At 47.4% G+C, this 17,462-nt stretch carries 19 protein-coding genes; 3 read left to right on the top strand and 16 right to left on the bottom strand.

Annotated elements, in window-relative coordinates:
- The 16 genes from HW443_RS04660 to HW443_RS04590 all read right to left on the bottom strand — a co-directional run.
- A partial coding sequence (locus HW443_RS04660) for a transposase (RefSeq protein ID WP_258190455.1) occupies positions 1 to 267 on the bottom strand: 267 nt, incomplete at its 3' end.
- A gap of 40 nt (positions 268 to 307) precedes the next feature.
- The gene (locus tag HW443_RS04655) at positions 308 to 859 is read right to left on the bottom strand and encodes a helix-turn-helix domain-containing protein (protein WP_176226559.1); all 552 of its coding nucleotides are present in this window, start codon (positions 857 to 859) and stop codon (positions 308 to 310) included.
- Between the two features lie 37 nt (positions 860 to 896).
- Positions 897 to 1,253 carry a hypothetical protein gene (locus HW443_RS12995; protein WP_176235357.1) on the bottom strand — a complete coding sequence of 119 codons (357 nt, stop codon included), beginning with the start codon at positions 1,251 to 1,253 and terminating at the stop codon, positions 897 to 899.
- Positions 1,237 to 2,010, bottom strand: coding sequence for a glycosyltransferase family 2 protein (locus HW443_RS04650; protein ID WP_176231748.1), 774 nt, complete (start codon positions 2,008 to 2,010; stop codon positions 1,237 to 1,239). Before HW443_RS04650 ends, HW443_RS12995 begins: the two co-directional genes overlap by 17 nt.
- 15 nt (positions 2,011 to 2,025) lie before the next feature.
- Entirely contained in the window at positions 2,026 to 2,970 is a 945-nt protein-coding gene (locus HW443_RS04645) for a transketolase family protein (RefSeq protein WP_176231749.1), read from the bottom strand.
- 2 nt (positions 2,971 to 2,972) lie between these two features.
- The gene (locus HW443_RS04640) at positions 2,973 to 3,815 is read right to left on the bottom strand and encodes a transketolase (RefSeq protein WP_176231750.1); all 843 of its coding nucleotides are present in this window, start codon (positions 3,813 to 3,815) and stop codon (positions 2,973 to 2,975) included.
- A 2-nt stretch (positions 3,816 to 3,817) separates the two neighbouring features.
- Positions 3,818 to 4,783, bottom strand: coding sequence for an NAD-dependent epimerase/dehydratase family protein (locus HW443_RS04635; protein WP_176231751.1), 966 nt, complete (start codon positions 4,781 to 4,783; stop codon positions 3,818 to 3,820).
- Between the two features lie 19 nt (positions 4,784 to 4,802).
- Complete coding sequence (locus tag HW443_RS04630; protein WP_176235358.1) at positions 4,803 to 5,798, bottom strand: GDP-mannose 4,6-dehydratase; 996 nt, start codon at positions 5,796 to 5,798, stop codon at positions 4,803 to 4,805.
- Between the two features lie 52 nt (positions 5,799 to 5,850).
- Positions 5,851 to 7,488 carry a lipopolysaccharide biosynthesis protein RfbH gene (rfbH, locus tag HW443_RS04625; RefSeq protein WP_258189800.1) on the bottom strand — a complete coding sequence of 546 codons (1,638 nt, stop codon included), beginning with the start codon at positions 7,486 to 7,488 and terminating at the stop codon, positions 5,851 to 5,853.
- 19 nt (positions 7,489 to 7,507) lie between these two features.
- On the bottom strand, positions 7,508 to 8,284 hold the full coding sequence (rfbF, locus tag HW443_RS04620; RefSeq protein ID WP_176231365.1) for a glucose-1-phosphate cytidylyltransferase: 777 nt from the start codon (positions 8,282 to 8,284) through the stop codon (positions 7,508 to 7,510).
- Positions 8,281 to 9,357: a glycosyltransferase family 2 protein gene (locus HW443_RS04615; RefSeq protein ID WP_176231366.1), complete on the bottom strand. Its 1,077-nt coding sequence runs from the start codon at positions 9,355 to 9,357 to the stop codon at positions 8,281 to 8,283. The genes rfbF and HW443_RS04615 overlap by 4 nt, the downstream gene beginning before the upstream one ends.
- Positions 9,358 to 9,389: 32 nt before the next feature.
- Positions 9,390 to 10,502, bottom strand: coding sequence for a glycosyltransferase family 4 protein (locus HW443_RS04610; protein ID WP_176231367.1), 1,113 nt, complete (start codon positions 10,500 to 10,502; stop codon positions 9,390 to 9,392).
- A gap of 132 nt (positions 10,503 to 10,634) precedes the next feature.
- Positions 10,635 to 11,369 (bottom strand): glycosyltransferase, encoded by a 735-nt coding sequence (locus tag HW443_RS04605; protein ID WP_176235359.1) that lies wholly within the window; start codon positions 11,367 to 11,369, stop codon positions 10,635 to 10,637.
- On the bottom strand, positions 11,323 to 12,672 hold the full coding sequence (locus tag HW443_RS04600) for an oligosaccharide flippase family protein (RefSeq protein WP_176231369.1): 1,350 nt from the start codon (positions 12,670 to 12,672) through the stop codon (positions 11,323 to 11,325). The genes HW443_RS04605 and HW443_RS04600 overlap by 47 nt, the downstream gene beginning before the upstream one ends.
- Positions 12,673 to 12,756: 84 nt before the next feature.
- A complete protein-coding gene (locus tag HW443_RS04595; RefSeq protein ID WP_176231370.1) occupies positions 12,757 to 14,004 on the bottom strand; it encodes a glycosyltransferase family 4 protein in 1,248 nt (415 codons plus the stop codon).
- Entirely contained in the window at positions 14,001 to 15,242 is a 1,242-nt protein-coding gene (locus HW443_RS04590) for a glycosyltransferase (RefSeq protein ID WP_176231371.1), read from the bottom strand. Before HW443_RS04590 ends, HW443_RS04595 begins: the two co-directional genes overlap by 4 nt.
- Positions 15,243 to 15,620: 378 nt before the next feature.
- On the opposite strand from HW443_RS04590, the gene HW443_RS04585 reads away from it, so the two are divergent.
- From HW443_RS04585 to HW443_RS04575, 3 genes are all read left to right on the top strand, one after another.
- Positions 15,621 to 16,721 carry a radical SAM protein gene (locus HW443_RS04585; protein ID WP_176236781.1) on the top strand — a complete coding sequence of 367 codons (1,101 nt, stop codon included), beginning with the start codon at positions 15,621 to 15,623 and terminating at the stop codon, positions 16,719 to 16,721.
- Between the two features lie 80 nt (positions 16,722 to 16,801).
- Positions 16,802 to 16,975 carry a hypothetical protein gene (locus HW443_RS04580; protein WP_176229534.1) on the top strand — a complete coding sequence of 58 codons (174 nt, stop codon included), beginning with the start codon at positions 16,802 to 16,804 and terminating at the stop codon, positions 16,973 to 16,975.
- On the top strand, positions 16,976 to 17,462 hold a 487-nt coding region (locus HW443_RS04575), incomplete at its 3' end, for a hypothetical protein (protein ID WP_176237946.1). It lies immediately after the preceding gene.

Genomic DNA, 17,462 nt, shown 5'->3' with positions numbered 1-17,462 from the left:
GTGGAGATTACGATTTTTCAGGAGGAATTTACGAACTCTTTCTCCCTTATGCCAACGAGCATTATCTACCCAGAGGTCGATGATCTTTCCTTTGAACCGAATGATGATCCGCATGAGCATTTTCAAAAAACCGGTTGTGTCCCCTTTCTCGGCTTTCATCATCCCATGGAATCCATTGACCGGATCTACCCAGCCAAATACATTAAGTCTTTTTTGATGCTGGCTTCGGGTAGGTACATAGGGCTGGGTCCCCTTTTTAGCCCACACCCTGCCCAGCTTCGGATGAAGGCTGAAGCCGGTCTCGTCTTCAAAAAGGACGACCCTTTGGCCCTTGCTTTTGAGGACGAGATGGAGTTTTTTTTAACTCCTCCCAAAACCCCGGCACCCCTTCTTCCGATGCCTGAACATACCGATAGATCGGACGCCTCAACGAATAGCCCAACTTCCGGATCAGCCGCTGAGCATGACGGACATGGATCTTTATCCGGTGAACTCGATCCAGATACTCGACGACCACGACGCCATCCCACCGACTCCTGGCAATCCCCACCTCCTTGGGAGGCCGGGAAAGAACCTGATCCAACTCCTTCATCAGACCCTGGTCAATCAGCGCCGGTCTGCCTGAACGGGGCCTATCTCGTACCGCCTCCAGACCCATTTGATTCGCTTTCCTTATCCATTTCACCACTCCACAACGCGTTAAACCAAACAGCTCAGCAACCTGGGAGGATCTCCAGCCTGACAAAACCAGTAAATAGCCAGCAATACGGAGCCCAATCCGTGCTCCAGGGATCTCTTCAGCGATTCTTAAAAGCGAGTCTCGGGTTATGTCTCTATGGGTTATGGTGAGTGCTCTCATTGTTTACCTCCCGATTTTTTCATCGGAATTCAGGATATCATTTTTTGGTCATCATGTAAATAATTTTTTGCCGTTTGCTATAACAACAGAGTAAACGACGGACCGGAGAGGGGGCCGAGTTGTACCGTTTGGCTTCTAGACCCAGAAACACCAGATCCCACAGAGCGCGCGATAGATATGAATTACCAGACCATCGCGAGAAGTGCCGGACAATCCGAGGATTGTTTTCCAACCGCTCTTGCACACCTGCGTCAGCAAACGGCTGATTCAGAAGAAACAAATGTACTCCACAGCATGTCTCTTGTTCCGCCAGCCCCTCTACCAGAGCTAAGGTAAAGCGCGGAATACCACTCATTCGTTCTTGTAAAACCCTTCCGTTAATCCCGATGCGCACTTACGCCTTCCTTAATACCCCCTGCCGTGCCCTGAGATGTCGATAGCTTGTTCAGGCCCCATGGGTCCTCTCTCTGGAAGCGCGCCTGCATGAGGTTGCAGAGGAACTCTACACACGTTGTCAATCTTACTGTAGAGCGCCCCGTTTCCCTCCTATAAAACTTCGTGTTCACTTCGCAGACTCGGACACCAAGCCGCTGCGCCTTCAGGAGGATTTCGGCATCAAGGAACGAATCGTGACTGCGGAGATGCATGGCCGAATAGGCACGGCGTGTGAGGAGTTTAGGGTGACCATTCGTGTCGTCTGTCGGGAGGCCGAACAAGAAGCGCATCAGGAGATTGTAGCTCCGGGAGATAAAGCGCCGCTGCCAACCATCATGATGAACTACCCGTCGGGCTTTGCCAACTTCGGCTCCCGTGTCCTCCATCCTCTGCAAGATTTCTAACACAACGCTCGGATCCACCTGCCCATCGCCTGGCATAAAGCCCACTATGTCGCCAGCGCACACGGATAGACCCTGCATGATTCCGTAGCCGAAACCTTGATTTACGCGGACGTGAACGATACGTAGCTCCTTGTACTGCTTCTCCAGCTCTGCGAGGATTTCACCCGTCGCATCCCGCGAACCGTTTTCTACAGCTATGATTTCGAATGATACGCCAGCCTTACCTAAAGCCGCGTGTACGTCCGAGATAACCTTTGCGACGGAAGCCTCCTCGTTGTAAAAGGGGAGGACAAGGGACACGAGTGCCGGCATTAAAAACTCCACTATCTACATAATATCTTTACTGAGTTCGCGTGATAGGTATCCTACGACTCTACTTACAATATGCTGAGGAGATAGCCCACTTAGCTCACGCAAGTACTCCTGGCTACCGACCTCATGACAAAACCGATCTCTGATCCCTATTCTCTGAAACAAGACCTTTCGATTGCCAGACTCTGCTAGCACCTCAGCCACTGCACTTCCCAGACCTCCTATAAGCGTGTGTTCCTCAATGGTAAAAATCGCTGCAGTTTCATGGGCGGCTCTTAGAATTGCCTCTTCATCCAGTGGCTTGATCGTATGCATGCTAATAACTCGTGCATCAATACCCTGTGTGGCTAGCTCACGGGCAGCTAACAACGCATTGTATACGAGACCTCCCGTAGCCACGAGCGTAATATTGGTCCCATCTTTAACTGTGATGGCTCTACCGATTTCAAAGTCAGGTTGACCAGAGTGAACTCTCGGCTCGCCACTTTTTCCCAGCCTGATATAGACAGGACCATCCACTGCGACGGCCGCTCTCGTGGCTAAGTCGGCCTCCACCGGATCGGCCGGAGAGAGCACCTTCATGTTGGGGAGCGCCCGCATGATACTAATATCTTCAATGGCATGGTGGGTAGCACCCAGAGGACCATAAGCTAGACCGCCCCCCACACCGACAATTTTCACATTGGCATTATGATAACACACATCTATCCTAATTTGCTCTAGACATCGGATTGTCGCAAAGGGCGCAATAGAGTAGGTGAAAGCGACTTTGCCACAGGAGGCCAGACCTGCCGCAATACCCACCATATTTGCCTCAGCCACGCCCACATTTATGAATCGGCCAGGAAATCTCCCAGCAAAATCCTCAAACACAGAGAAACCTAGATCCCCTGTTATCAGAAAAATCCGCGGGTCCTCTGCCGCAATTGTCGTTAATGCAGCCACAAAAGCATTTCTCATACCTATAGCTCCAGTTCTTCTAAAGCCAACGCCAGCTCTCTCTCATTCGGCGACTTATAATGCCACGACAGTTGATCCTCCATATAAGATACTCCCTTACCCTTGACTGTGTGCGCAAGAATCAGGCTCGGTTTGGCCGATTCAAATGGCACCTTAGTCAGAGCATCCTCGATCTGTCTGAAATCGTGGCCATCGATTTCCCGAACCGACCACCCGAAGGAACACCATTTCTCCGCAAACGGTTCGAGGTTCATGACCTCTTCCACCCGACCCATCGCCTGTAGTTTATTGAAATCAACAATCGTAATCAGGTTATCCAGTTTGAAGTGGGAAGCTGACATGGTGGCTTCCCAAACCGAGCCTTCGTCACACTCGCCGTCCCCGAGAAGAACGAAGACCCGATAGTTCTTCTGGTCATGCTTCCCCGCCAGTGCCATCCCCACACCTATAGAGAGCCCATGCCCTAAAGACCCTGTGGCGACTTCAATGCCAGGGACATTGTGGTTATCCGCATGGCCGGCCAGTAAGCCGCCATCCTGGTAGTAGGTATCCAAAATGTCTTTTGAAAAAAAGCCCCGCTCTGCTAACGTCGCATATAGGGCAGTGCATCCGTGTCCTTTGCTGAGAATAAAGCGGTCGCGGTCTCCCGCTCGTGGATTCTCCAAATCAAATCTTAAGATCCGGAAATAGAGGACCACCAGAAGATCCACTATCGAGAGAGCAGACCCTACATGCGAAGACCTTGCGGCAGCGTTCATTTGAACCACCAGTCTCCGAATCTGCCTTGCCCTACTCTCAAGAGTCTGAACATCAGGAGCCGTTAGGTTTTCTGAATCGCTATTCATGATTAAATCACCTTGTGCTCCGATATCCATGACCTATGCCACGTTATGGTACGTGACAAGCCCTCATCAAGACTAGTTTGCGGAACCCAATTTAAGATCGCTTTGGCTTTGGAGATATCAGCAACCCACACAGTCGTCTCAAAAGGACGGGAGGGGGTAGCACCCCACAAGGGCTGCACTTTGGCCCCGCAAAGTGCCATGATTTTCTCCACAACCTCTCTGACCGACCATTGATTACCTGATCCGACATTGACGATTTCTCCAGGATGTGGCGGCGATGCTGCCACCCTCAGATACAGGTCAATCACATCCTCGATAAACACAAAGTCTCTCGTCTGTTCGCCTGAGGTCAACTGAGGATTTTCCCCTGATAGGCAGCACTTAATCACATACGGAATGAGACGTGTTGGCTCTTCATAGGGTCCATAGGGGGAAAACAGCCTCAGTGTTATAATGGGCCGTTGGGTGGACCGGGCTACAGCCTGGCAGAAGAGAGTAGCGGCAGCCTTAGAAGCGCCATATGCAGTCAAGGCCTCAAGCAAGTCGTCCTCGGACATCGGTTTGGACTTTAGCCCATACTCGGAAGAACTGCCAGTATTGATGAAACACTCGTAGTCAATCGCCGAAAGAGCATTTACCAGATTCACCGTTCCAATGATGTTTGTTTCAACAATCTTGTCGGTTTCTTGCTGGAAAGGGTAGCCACCGTAAGTGGCGCAATGGAAGATGACCTTGGGCTTGATTTCCGAAATTATCTTCTGCAATCGTTTACTCTCTCTCAAGTCGACATGATGCTCCCACACATCGTGGATAATGTCGTGGATTCGCCACTTATTGGAGTGCTGTCTGGTCAAAATATGAACCTCAGCACCCTCCTTGACCAAGCGCCTTGTCAGGCATGCACCAATAAAACCCGTCGCACCGGTGACTAGCAAAGGCCCACTAAAGCTCAATGCTGGTCGAGACAAACTGACTTCACTCCTGTCTCTACTGTGGCTCACTAGCAAAAAAGCTCTGGTACCATTGAATCGTTCGCACAAGACCATCATCCAATGAAAACATAGGCTTCCAAGACAAAACTTCCCGTGCTTTCCGGGCACTCAGATACTGGTACTTGATTTCGTGTATGGCCTCGTTGCGAATGTCCGGCTCCAGGTCTGAGTTCATGAGCTTAAGGATCTTTCGGACAAGATCAAGCACTGTGATTGGGAGCTCATTAGAAAAGTTGAAGGCCTCTCCACGAAGCTCTTGACGTGCTGCCAGGGTCTCGGCGAGTAGCGTATAAGCCGCCGCAGCATCTTCGACATAGAAATAGTCACGCACGTAGCTGCCGTCGGAGCGTATAACAGGACGCTGACCACGAAGGACAGAACGAATGGTGCCAGGGATGATGCGATTCCAGTTGAGATCGCCACCACCATAGAAATTACCACATCGGGTGATGCACACCGGCAAGCCATACGTCTTGGCATAAGTCTGAGCGACTAAGTCAGCGCATGATTTGCTCACGTCGTAAGGATGCTGACCTTGCAAAGAAGTGGCCTCGTCGTAGGGAAGCACTTCTTGGGCACCGTAGGCCTTGTCGGAAGAAGCGATCACGATCTGCTTAACAGATGGACTACGCCGACAGGCTTCAAGTAACACCCACGTTCCCTGAATGTTGGTCTCAAATGTAGATATTGGATTCCGATTGGCAATCCCCACAATTGTCTGAGCAGCAAGATGGATCACTGTATCCACCTCATACTCACCTAAAGTACGCTCTAGGAGTGCTTGATCTCGTACGTCACCCCGGACAACCCTGACTTGTTCGATAAGACGAGAGCGCACAAGTTCACTCTGCGGAACCCAATCACGAACCAGACAAACCACATCAGCGCCTAAATCAACGAGGCGTCGAATCAGCCAAGTGCCGACCAGTCCAGTTCCTCCAGTGACAAATGTAGGACGATCCTGCCAAAAAGACGCTGATGAAAATCTCATGATTCACCCCTTAGGTACTAAGTGAAAAAAAGAACAAATCCGAACACCACCTCTAAAGCTTTCGCAAGAAATCCGATAACACCTGTATCATGTAATCAATATGCACATCCGTGAGACCAGGATAGACCCCAAGAAAGAACGCATCATTCATGAGGCGATCGGCCCCGCGCAGATTTCCAACTATGCGGAACGGAAGCCTGTTGGAGCCGTTGCCTGCCTTAAGGTAAGCGGGTTGGCGCGCTAGATTTCCACCGAAAAGCATACGGGTTTGAATCTTGTGGTTCTCCAGGTGCTCAACGATATCCTTCCGCGTAAATGGCGCTTCCGTCCGCACAAGCACCATGAACCCGAACCAACTGGGTTCGGAGCCAGGCGTGGCCTCCGGTAGCTCAAGAAACTCTTCGAAGGGCCGAACACGATCGAGAAGCCGCTTCCAATTTCGGCGGCGCGCCTCAACAAAAAACGGAAGCTTCGCCAGTTGTTCACAACCAATAGCTGCTTGGATGTCAAGAGGCTTTAAGTTATACCCGATATGACTATAAATGTACTTGTGGTCGTAGCCCTCCGGCAGTTCTCCTAATCGCCAACCAAAACGCTTCCCGCAGGTGTTTTCCTTGCCTGAATCACACCAACAGTCGCGTCCCCAATCGCGGAAGCTTTCCACGATGGGTTTCAGTTGTGCTTCACGAACAATGTTAACTGCGCCACCTTCGCCCATGGTTAGGTGATGGGGGGGATAAAAGGACTGTGTCGAGAGATCGCCAAAGGTTCCGGTGAGTTTGCCTTTATACAGCGAGCCAAGTGCGTCACAGTTGTCTTCAATAAGCCAGAGGCCGTGACGCTGGCAAAATTCAGTGACAGCATCGGCATCGAAGGGGTTTCCGAGCGTGTGCGCCAACATGACCGCTCGCGTTCGTTCAGAGAGCGCCTCTTCCAGGTATGACACCTCAATATTGCCAGTTTTTGTGTCGCTGTCAACAAAGACAGGAACACAACCATACTGCAAGATCGGATTAACGGTTGTCGGGAATCCGGCGGCCACAGTGATGACTTCATCACCGGGCCTTATCCGCCGCTCACCTAGCTTGTGTGATGTCAGTGCGGCGAAGGCGACAAGATTTGCCGAGGAGCCAGAGTTAACAAGGACCGAAGATCTGACTCCCAAAAACTCAGCGAGAGTTTTCTGAAAGCGATCACCGTGGGGTCCGAGGGTGAGCCAGAAGTCCAGTGCTGCATCAACCGCTGCCTGAACTTCTTTTTCGTCGAACACCCGCCCTGCATAGGGGACACGATCACGAGCGGGATCGAAGCGCCTAGCGTCATGAAAAACTTCGTAGAAAAGCTTGACGTCCAGAGAGATACGACACCGAATAACCGCTGAAAACGCTCTGGGTTGCAACATCCCAACGATACGCTTTACAGCACTGCGATGAATGACGAGTGTCTGTTGGGCCCGCACGACACTTGTTCTTCCAAGTCCCTCACCTTCAAAATCAGAATCTTCAATGACAATCGCATCCAGATCACTCCCATACACCGCATCCTGATTGAATATCAAAGCCGCAAGGAGCTCCCCAGAGGTATCGGGGCTACGCAGCACCAAGGCAGAGTGCTCTCTTTCGAAAGATCCATTCCTGACGGGGACCTCGATGACCACTACTTGCCCCGGAATAAGTGTTCCTGAAGTCATTTCTAATACTCTTTTCTCCTCAAGGCCAAAGACGCCAAGGAGCCTCGCCGTTATCCCACAACTCGTTTAAGTAGAGGAAGTCACGGTACGTGTCCATCCCGTACCAGAATCTCTCGTGGCGGAAGGCCGCCAGTTGCCCATCTCTGGCTAACCGCTCTAGCGGTTCCCGTTCCAGCACACAGTTCTCGTCTAGGTAGTCGAACACACCCTGGCTGAACACAAAGAAGCCGGCGTTAATCCAGCCGTCCACGTAAGGTTTCTCCCGGAACTGCTTCACTTTCCCATCAGGAGTGATGTCAATCACTCCATAGCGGGAGACTGGGCGCACGGTGGTCAGCGTCGCCAGCTTGCCGTGAGACCGGTGAAACTGCAGTAAGCGACGGATGTCAATGTCTGCTACTCCGTCCCCGTAAGTGACCATAAACGGGTCGTCGCTAATGTACTTTTGCACTCGCTTGATGCGCCCCCCAGTATTGGTCTCTAGGCCGGTATCGGCCAACGTCACACAGAGGTCATGCTCATCATGAGTATTGTGGTAGATGATGGACGGATTCGGACCCAGCCCGCTGATCGTGAAGTCCGAGAGCATGCTTTGGTAGTTCAGGAAGTATTGCCTGATCATCTCACCCTTGTACCCCAGGCACAACACGAAGTCCTTGCAGCCGTGAAAGGCGTATATCTTCATTATGTGCCAGAGGATTGGACGTCCACCAATTTCGACGAGCGGCTTAGGACGAAACTCAGTTTCCTGGCGCAAGCGGGTGCCTAACCCACCACAAAGAATCACCGTCTTCATTTTGCCCCCTTCGCATGGGAAACATTGCTTAGGAGCCGCACCAACCAAATTCGACTCCGCAAGAGATATGCCAGACCGTAGGCAAACGTCATAGCCAGACACATGATTGGGTTCAGGAACCAGGCCATGTCGCGGATCCGAAGAAACCCTTTGAAGGCATCCCAGGTCGGCTTCACTAGAGTCAAACTTGCCAAGACAAACCAGACTAACCGGAGGCGGTCTTCACGTCGCTTTGGGTCAAAAAGCAGGTACCGACGCTCGACTTCCCATCCTGGGTGCAAAGACTGGAAATAGACAATGCGCTTGCGAACAGCGCCAAATATTGTATCACTTGTCGCATGGATAACATCGTTCTTGACAATGCCAAATGTGTCATATCCCATCACTACCAGATCGTACATCACGTCACTATGCCGAAAGAGATCCGGTGTACACTCAGATTTTAACAGAATCTCCCGGCGAACTAGAGCTCCATTGCATCCAAGAGGGGGAAGACCATCAGCCTGAAATCTGACTCGATAATAGGTTCCCTTATCCTCAGCCTTTCCGGGCAGGCACCAGGAGTTTTCTGCCCACGAAATGCGATCACGCTTATTCAAGTAGTAAGCGACTGGGTCACTTACTCCGAACAGCGCAAAATAGCGGTTCACAAGCGTATCGGTACTGCGATAGGTATACCTTAATGTCTGAGTAGCAATGATGCTCCCATCCTCCATAAGCGGATGCACCATTTGTTTAAGCCAATCTGGACTGGGCAGGAAGTTATCTGACATAATATAAGCAATAATTTCATTTTGGGCGTGTTGGAGCCCAATAGCCATTCGGGCTTCCGCGTTAATTCGATATCTGGGACACTGGTCTGCAACAATTACTCTTGCTCCGTACCTTTCGGCAACTTTCAAAGTATCATCTGTGGAACCTCCATCCACGACTATTATCTCCAGTTTGTTTGCTGGATAGACTTGTGCTCTGATTGCACTGAGACAGATGTCGAGATTGCGAGCACAATTCAGTGTCACTATTATGACCGATAGGGTAGGTAACAATTCCCAAATACTTGCGGTTTGCATCATCCAGTATCCTCACGTCAAACGCCATACGCCTCTTAGGTATCACCAGCGGCCATCTTGCTAATGGCGAGAAACTCATCAGCAGTCCTATCCCAAGTGAACTTCCGGCTCCACTGCAACGCGCTCTGCGCCAGACGAGTCCGTTGCGACTCGTCCTTCAAAAGCGAGACCAGCGCTTGTGCAAGGGCTCGAGGACGGTTTTCCGCGCAGATTAGCCCAGTCTCACCGTGGTGCACCGAATCGCGCAGCCCGTGAACGTTATAGACGACTGCCGGTGTCCCCATCGCGTTGGCCTCAATAACTACCAACCCCCACCCTTCTCGCACAGAAGCCAAAGCCAGGACGTGAGCCTGCTTCATAAGCTCCAATTTCTTTTCAAGAGATACCTTGCCCCAGAACCGCAGGTGTCCATCGAGCTTGTATCGCTCCACTTGATGTCTCAAGTTGGCCATATAGTGAGCCTTGCCATCGCCCACAACCCATAGCCGCACGTTAGGTACATCCTTCCGAACTAAACCAACCGCTTCCACAATATCTGTTACCCGCTTGGACGGAACTACCCTTCCCACGTAAAGTACGGTAGGCTCGTTGGCCTTCTCGACTGGAGGCGGCACCTCCGCCAGGGGTGTGACATCGATCCCATCGTGAACCACATGGACCCTGCGAAAACCCAATCTCAGCAAATCCTGCCTGGTGGACTCAGATACCACAACGGTAGGAATGTTTCGGTAGACCTTCAAATACAACGGCTCTGACACATACCCAATCACATTCATGGGAAATTTGGATTCATACAACCACACCTCACGAGCCAACTGATGAAAGAAGGCAACTTTTTTCTCCTTGACATACAGCGGCGTCAAAAAGGGGATCGTGTTGATTTCGTCAATCACTACGTCTAAGCGGCCTTCAAGATATCGCCGATAATACCGAAATGCTTCATAATGCACACTGTACTGTTCACCTCTACGAATGATACGAACTCCTTCGAACTCCTCCTCAGGTATTGCCCCAGGGAACCCAGCCGTGAATAACGTAACCTCATGTCCCCACTGCACCCACCGTTTCGCTATTTCGTGGGTCACGACTTCGGCCCCACCAGCCTTGGGATTCTTAATGTCCCGCCAGTTAAGAATCAGGATTCTCATCGCCCTTCCAAACTTGACAATACTATTCTATACGCCCATAAGTAAGGGAGAATCACTATTAAGCTCGTTTGCTTAACGGACGCGCTTGTAGCTTGTTGTCTTTGATGTCCACACACCTAAGCCTTTTACTAGTCAGTCATAGTACCGTAATATATAGTTTCGGTAGAAGATGGCCATGGTATCCATCCACACATAGTACACATCCTTTAGAGTAATCCTGTACCACAGTCTCATCGAGGATAGGTTCACCGGAGTTTCGATAATTTTAAATCCCCGCTTATGGACATTCACCAATAACTCTAAATCGAACGCAAATTTCTTGATAAGTAACTTGGGCATTGTAACTTTCAGTGTCTCATACTCAAATAGCTTAAGGCCAGTTTGGGTATCTGTGACTGGCAATCCAAAAAGAAGTTTCACTAAGAAGTAATACCCACTACTCAGGATTTTTCTTCGCCATGGGTAGTCTACTATCGATTCTGGGTGTTTCTTTGACCCGATTACCACATTGGCATTATTGTCCACCATATATTTATAAAGGGTCATTATCTGCTCCGGATGCAGGTCTAGATCTGCATCCATGAAAACTACTAGATCGCCTGAAGCTAGATCAAAGCCGTGACGTAGGGCAAAACCTTTCCCCTGATTGGGACTATATCGAGAGATGATTACCCTCTCATCATGGGCGTAAAAATCGGTGGCCACAGAAAAGGTATCATCGTGGCTACCATCATCAATGATTATGATCTCATAATCCATGTCCTGGTTCTCAAAGACCTTTTTGGTCTCTTCCACGCAGGGAATGATGCCCTGCTCTTCATTAAAGGCGGGGATAAGTATCGAAAACTTCTTCCTGGACTTGACCAACTGAGATTCCCTTCTTGCTGCTGAGACAAAGATAGATACTTAGACTTATAAAAAGGGCAGTGCTAACGCCGATAAGAATGGATAACACTTGATAGAAGGTATCGTGAAAGAGCCAGATCAAGCCCACCTCAAGGAATACTGCCACCAGCAAGAAATAGATCAGGCTTTGTTTTTTTACTGATAATAGGTAAGAAATGAAGACATTCACCAGGGCAAAAAGGGTCATGGCGATGCCAAAAAATCCAATGTAGGGTACGCTGAAAAGATATTTCTGGCCAAACATTATGCTTACGATAAAAGTGGGAAAAAGGAAATAGCCTAAAGTGACTGCTCCGCTCAAGCCAAAGACCGCCAGAAGGCTTTTGTAGAGAATCTTGAGGGACTTTTGGGTAACCACCCTCAACTCCGAGGTTTTAGGAAACATAACCAAAGAGATAGCACCGGGCAAAAATAGAACAATTTTGCCCAGAGTTGCCGCGGCTGCATAGTGGCCAGCAACCTCGGCATCAAAGAAGTGCCGGACCAAAACCATGTCCATGGTGATGAGACCGAGAAAACAAACAATGGAGATCATGACCGGCATGGAATATTTGAACATACTCAGAAAAGGAACCGGCTCGCAATCAGGAGATGAGCCCTTTAACAGGCGAATGGGCAAAATGGCAAAGAAAATGGCTACCAGCGCTGCCAATGCGCTGGCACCGAGAGCCCCAGATACCGCAAAACCCAGGAAAACCAGAAATACGCCCGACGCCAGCCTCAGCGTAGCATTCAGAATCATGTTGGCAGCCAGGTTCCGGTAATCCTGTAGACCCAGTAATATCCCCCAGGGGATGGGGGCAATCAGAGAGACAGCCACTACCGTGCCCAGGACAAGCATGGGTGTGACCGAGCTCAGCCTCAGGAAAGTCTGGGCTGGTGGAGAGAGAAGGACAAAGACTAATAAAAGGAAGAGAGAGGCTAGCAGACTAGGCCTGGCGGATTTAACCAGAAGATGATATATGGAATTGAACTTTCTCTCCGATTTCAGGATGGAAACATGTCTGGTGACCACGGTCTGGATTGTACCGCCAATGGCTGAGGCTATGAGAAGTACGGAGAGAAGGGCAGTGAAAGCGCTGAAATCTGCCGGACCCAGCATCCTGCCCATAATCAGATTGTAGACGTAGTTGAGGAAATTGGCCACCATGGTGGCCACAAACATCAGGCTGAATTGCCGGGCCAGTTCGTCTGACTTGACAGCAGAAAAGACTCTGTGGAATAGGCCGAGTTGTTTTTCTACTATGGTTCCTTCGTCAGTCAATGGCTGGGTTTCCTTTGCTCTTTCGATCTGAACTTTTTCCAGTATTCTACTTCCTACGTTTTAACTGGTCAAGTAATTATCTGCTCAAGGTTCTGAAACAATGCCTTGAAGGAAATTCACCATTTGCTCTCCGACCCTATTTACATCAAACCTTTCGATGGCAAGTTTGCGGCCGTTTATTCCAATTTCCTTTGCAAGGTCAGGATTCTCTAACAAAAACTCTATCTTCTGCGCTAAATCCTGAGGGTCTTCAGGTATACAAAATAGTATATCCTTTTCATTAGTTGCGTAATCTTGGACATCGCCGATTTTAGAAACAATTGTAGGCACTCCACTGGCTAGATATTCAGGTACTTTTGTTGGGAAACCCGCTATGTTTAAAATACTGTTTGCCTTAGGAGCAACTAAAATATCAGAGCTGGCTAATATGTAAGGAATCTCGTTGGCAGGTTTGAATCCTAACAAGATCACCTCATTGCCAATATGGAGATTTGTCACCATCTCTTTAATTCTTTCATATCCTTCTTGTGGATACGAACCGACAATTATCAATTTGATACTACTGCTGTATTTTTTCCTAACTAGTGCAAAGGCTTCTATGAGGTAGTTTACACCTTCATTGGCCCAAAAAGTTCCACAATAGGTAATAATTTTGCAGTGCTCCAGCCTGTACCGATTGGTCAAGTATGAATTTTGTTTCTCAACACAAAATTGTATGGTATCCACCAGAGGCGGCAGAATACTTATTTTTTTAGGATTCACTTTATTGGCAAATTTATTATAAAGATAATTACTTATCACAAAAATGGCATCCACATATCTTGGCAAAAGAAAATCGCCAATTTTGCAATTCCAGTTTAAAAAAAAATTTCTCAGGGTTTTCTTATAGTACTCCTTTTCAAAGGAGACAAATCTGAGCTCGCAGTACTCAATGGCAACAAATATCTTTTTAATCTTGGCTAGAATAAGCAGAGGGAAGCCATCATAAAAGGTCAGGTTGTATAGCAACAATATATTTGAATTTTGTCCTCTGGTTACCTGCCCTATTTCTTTCATTGTTTTTAAAACTATGGATATTTTATTAAACAGTGTCCGTATCAAACCATTGACCATGGCCCCATAGCAGCCACTCATGCACTTAAAATAAATCCCATCAACAACCCCAGAAAATTGTCTATTTATGGCATAAGGTGTATTGCCAGGCATAAAAGGAATAATCAAAAAGACCCTATTCCCCTGATTAACTAAGCCCTTACAGATCATACGGACCCTTTTGGTATCTCCCCCCGAGCCTTCGGGAAAATCAACATTGGCTACAACAATAATATTCATAGACTCTCCGCTAAGCGCAAATAAATGCCACAGATGGCATCCAGGTGCTTCTGTATGGTAAACTTTGACCTCGCCATCTGATAGCCAGCCTCTCCTAGCTTTTTAGCTCTCTCAGGATCCAAAATTAAACCTAGAATGGCATCAGCAACAACCTCTGGTTCATCCGACTTCAGCAATATACCCGTAACATTATCCTTCACCAATTCCTGACAGGAACCTTTATTTAGAGCAATTACCGGTTTACCCATAGCTCCTGCTTCAATAATAGGTCGTCCAAATGCATCGACGCCCGATAAAAAAACAACCATATCTAAGCCAGCCAGGATGTTGGGCACATCAGTACGATTCCCAAGAAAGATTACGTCATTTTCTATTCCATATTGATGCACCATTTTCTTTAACTCCAAGAGGTCATTATATTTAATTCCTAACCACTTTCTTATGCTATTTTTAATACGGCTTTGATGATCTTCCAGTATTGGGGCATCTCCTACTAAGATAAATTTTGCCCTGACTCCCTTTCCCACTAAGATTCTAGCTGCTTGCACAAATTGAAATACCCCTTTAGCTCTATAGATTTGGCCGATCATTCCGATCAATGAATAACCGTTGCCGATAAGTAATTCCTTTTTTAATGACGAGCAAATCTTTCGGTCAAAATATTCTAAACTAACCCCATTGTATACTACATTCAGCTTTGGCGTTTCTGGAAGCCGGCTGGCTGCTGTTTTAGAAATGGCAATGATTTGGGTTGAACACCTGTTAATGATAAATTGGATTATCCTTTTTCGTACCTTAAAATACCCATCGTGAAGTACTTCACGGACATGCCACACTACCTGATGTTTTAAGGAATAGGCCGCTAAACCAGCTATTATCAAGGTTGATGAATTAAGGTGGATGATGTCAGGATCATGCTTTCTTATGATTTGGCGAAGGCGAAAGAAATCTGGAAAGAACTTTATACCAAAAAAGATGAAGTCTTTTAAGCCTGGTAAGCCTTTTAACCAATATAGGGTATGATGATGAAATAGACTTATTGGGCAAATCTCATAGCCTATAGCACTTTCTTCAAATAACTTTACTACTGGTCCAGGCTGGGTAAAAACAACATGGGGCTCAAACTTAGTTTGGTCTAAATTTTGGATTAGATACAAAAGAGAAAGGGGGGCTCCTCCTATGGTGCCACCATGATGGAAAAACAGAATCTTTATTCTTTTGTGTTCTTCGAAGGCCAAGATATTGCTCCCAAAATGGCGATAGACTTAATCAAGCCGTAATCCAGTATATCGCGCGGCTCGAACTCCCCCGTGATGGCTTACCATCTATGAAGGTATTATACCCATCTTAAAATCTTAAACCAAGAGGCCTTTCTTCTCGCAGAAAAAATCACCCTCTACTCCCTCTCTTTTCAATGAGGGGAGGGTGCCACGAGCTTTCCAAAGCTAGTTTTGGGTTATGTACCAATGTATCCAGATGCGTTATTATTAATGGCGGGGCGGGGGAAGGCAGCCCCGCCAGGAAAAGTTTTTGAACATCTGGTTACAAGTCACTCATGCCGCCTACAGCGGCACCACGAAAGAATGAAAAACCTATTTTCAGGATAGGAGAGATAAATGGACTTTACCCTCAATGTTAGAGTGCCCGGTGAAATAACCCGGCTAAAATCTTTCTTTTATTCTTTCATCAGGCATAATACCTGGAAAAAATTTAGAAACCTCTGTCTGATCGAAGCCCAAATGCGGTTAAAAAAAGAATGGGTCAGGGGATATCCATATATCCTAAAGATCGATCCCTCCAACGCTTGCAACCTCCACTGTCCCATGTGTCCTACCGGCAAACGGCTGGGCCAAAGAAGGTTTGGAGAGATGAGGTTCGAGACATTTAAAAAGGTTATCGACGAACTGGGAGAATATTGCTATCGCATATTATTGTACGGACAGGGAGAGCCTTTTATAGCACGAGATCTTATTAAGATGATTAAGTATGCTTCCGATAGAAATATTGGAGTCTCCATCAGCAGCAATCTTAACCTCCTGGATGAAAAGACCATAGACAAACTCATCGAATCAGGCCTGGAGCATCTAATTGTCTCTCTAGATGGAACAAGCCAGGAAAGCTATCAACAATACCGGGTGGGGGGCAATTTTGAAAAAGTGATAGATACAATAAGGATGATCACAACTGCCAGGGAAAAAATGGGAAAGAACTATCCTATTATAGAATGGCAATATTTGGTGATGAGACACAACGAAAATGAAATCGAGGAGGCTAAAGAAATCGCTGGAAAATTGGGAGTTGATGTGATCAGATTTTCTCCTTTCAGTTTTATCGAGCCAATCACCAAAGAGGATCTGGAAAGATGGGTGCCCAGAAAGGAGCAATATAGTTACTACAGAACTGATGGCCATGAAAAACAGATATTAAACACAAGTTCATCCTGTTCCTGGCTCTATAGGACAGCCGTAATAAACTGGGACGGAGGTGTTTCTCCCTGCTGTTCGTTTCATATGACTGGTTATCCAGAAAATGACTTTGGGAATATACAAAAAGAAAGCTTTAAGGACATTTGGAATAATGAGTTATATCGCAACTCCAGAAGACTCGTTGCCGGCAGAATCCAGGGCCAAGAGGGAGATGGTCAAGGTCAAGAGATAAAAAGCCCTTGCGACGCCTGCGATATGATTGTTTTCCGAAAAAAAGAAAAAATCCGCTAAGACCCTTGCTCTCCCTTGAAAATAACCTGCAATTTTCATGCGACGTGGTGCGCTACGGCGCATGGGTGATTTGTAAGCAAATGAACCTCCCCGCAGCAAGCTGCGGGGTATCTAAAGAATACTTCAAACAAAAAGCTTACGAAGCAAGCTTCGAGGAATTCAACCCGAAGAGATTAAAAATTATCTCACGGGACGAACATACAGTAGAAATCAGATACATTGAGCCGGAGTTTAAAAGGTTGATGGGAAGTTAGATGAGAGAGACACTGAAGGTTATAAATGAATTGAAAGATAAAGGATTAATTATTGATTATGCAATAGGTGGTGGTATTGCTGCATTATTTTATATTGAGCCTTTTCTTACCTATGATTTAGATGTGTTTATTATTTCAGTAGAAAGGGCAGATGAAAAAAATCTAATTCTGCTTTCCCCTATGTTTAATCATCTTAAATCCAAAGGATATTCCCGGAAGGGTGAACATATTGTTATAGGGGGAGTGCCGGTTCAATTTATTCCTGCGGATGAACTTGAAAAAGAAGCGGTGGGAAATGCCAAAGTGATAGAATATGAGGGAATAAAAGCTAAAGTAATTACACCTGAATATCTGATAGCGATACTTTTAAGGGCAGGAAGAAAAAAGGATATAGAAAAGATTGAAAAACTTCTTGAACAGACAGATGTCGATCGAAAAAAGCTTGAGGAGATTTTAAATAAATTTGGCTTGAAAGAGAAATTCAAGT

Source organism: Candidatus Hakubella thermalkaliphila (assembly GCF_013281975.1).
Lineage (GTDB): Bacteria > Actinomycetota > Humimicrobiia > Hakubellales > Hakubellaceae > Hakubella > Hakubella thermalkaliphila.
Note: the sequence above shows the minus strand (reverse complement) of the source record. Positions and strands in the feature narration are given on the sequence as shown.

Bases quoted from the DNA above. Each gene is read 5' to 3' on its own strand.
- HW443_RS04655 (WP_176226559.1), bottom strand. From the start codon at position 859: ATGAGAGCACTCACCATAACCCATAGAGACATAACCCGAGACTCGCTT.
- HW443_RS04650 (WP_176231748.1), bottom strand. From the start codon at position 2,010: ATGCCGGCACTCGTGTCCCTTGTCCTCCCCTTTTACAACGAGGAGGCT.
- HW443_RS04645 (WP_176231749.1), bottom strand. From the start codon at position 2,970: ATGAGAAATGCTTTTGTGGCTGCATTAACGACAATTGCGGCAGAGGAC.
- HW443_RS04640 (WP_176231750.1), bottom strand. From the start codon at position 3,815: ATGAATAGCGATTCAGAAAACCTAACGGCTCCTGATGTTCAGACTCTT.
- HW443_RS04630 (WP_176235358.1), bottom strand. From the start codon at position 5,798: ATGAGATTTTCATCAGCGTCTTTTTGGCAGGATCGTCCTACATTTGTC.
- rfbH (WP_258189800.1), bottom strand. From the start codon at position 7,488: ATGACTTCAGGAACACTTATTCCGGGGCAAGTAGTGGTCATCGAGGTC.
- rfbF (WP_176231365.1), bottom strand. From the start codon at position 8,284: ATGAAGACGGTGATTCTTTGTGGTGGGTTAGGCACCCGCTTGCGCCAG.
- HW443_RS04615 (WP_176231366.1), bottom strand. From the start codon at position 9,357: ATGATGCAAACCGCAAGTATTTGGGAATTGTTACCTACCCTATCGGTC.
- HW443_RS04610 (WP_176231367.1), bottom strand. From the start codon at position 10,502: ATGAGAATCCTGATTCTTAACTGGCGGGACATTAAGAATCCCAAGGCT.
- HW443_RS04595 (WP_176231370.1), bottom strand. From the start codon at position 14,004: ATGAATATTATTGTTGTAGCCAATGTTGATTTTCCCGAAGGCTCGGGG.
- HW443_RS04585 (WP_176236781.1), top strand. From the start codon at position 15,621: ATGGACTTTACCCTCAATGTTAGAGTGCCCGGTGAAATAACCCGGCTA.
- HW443_RS04580 (WP_176229534.1), top strand. From the start codon at position 16,802: ATGAACCTCCCCGCAGCAAGCTGCGGGGTATCTAAAGAATACTTCAAA.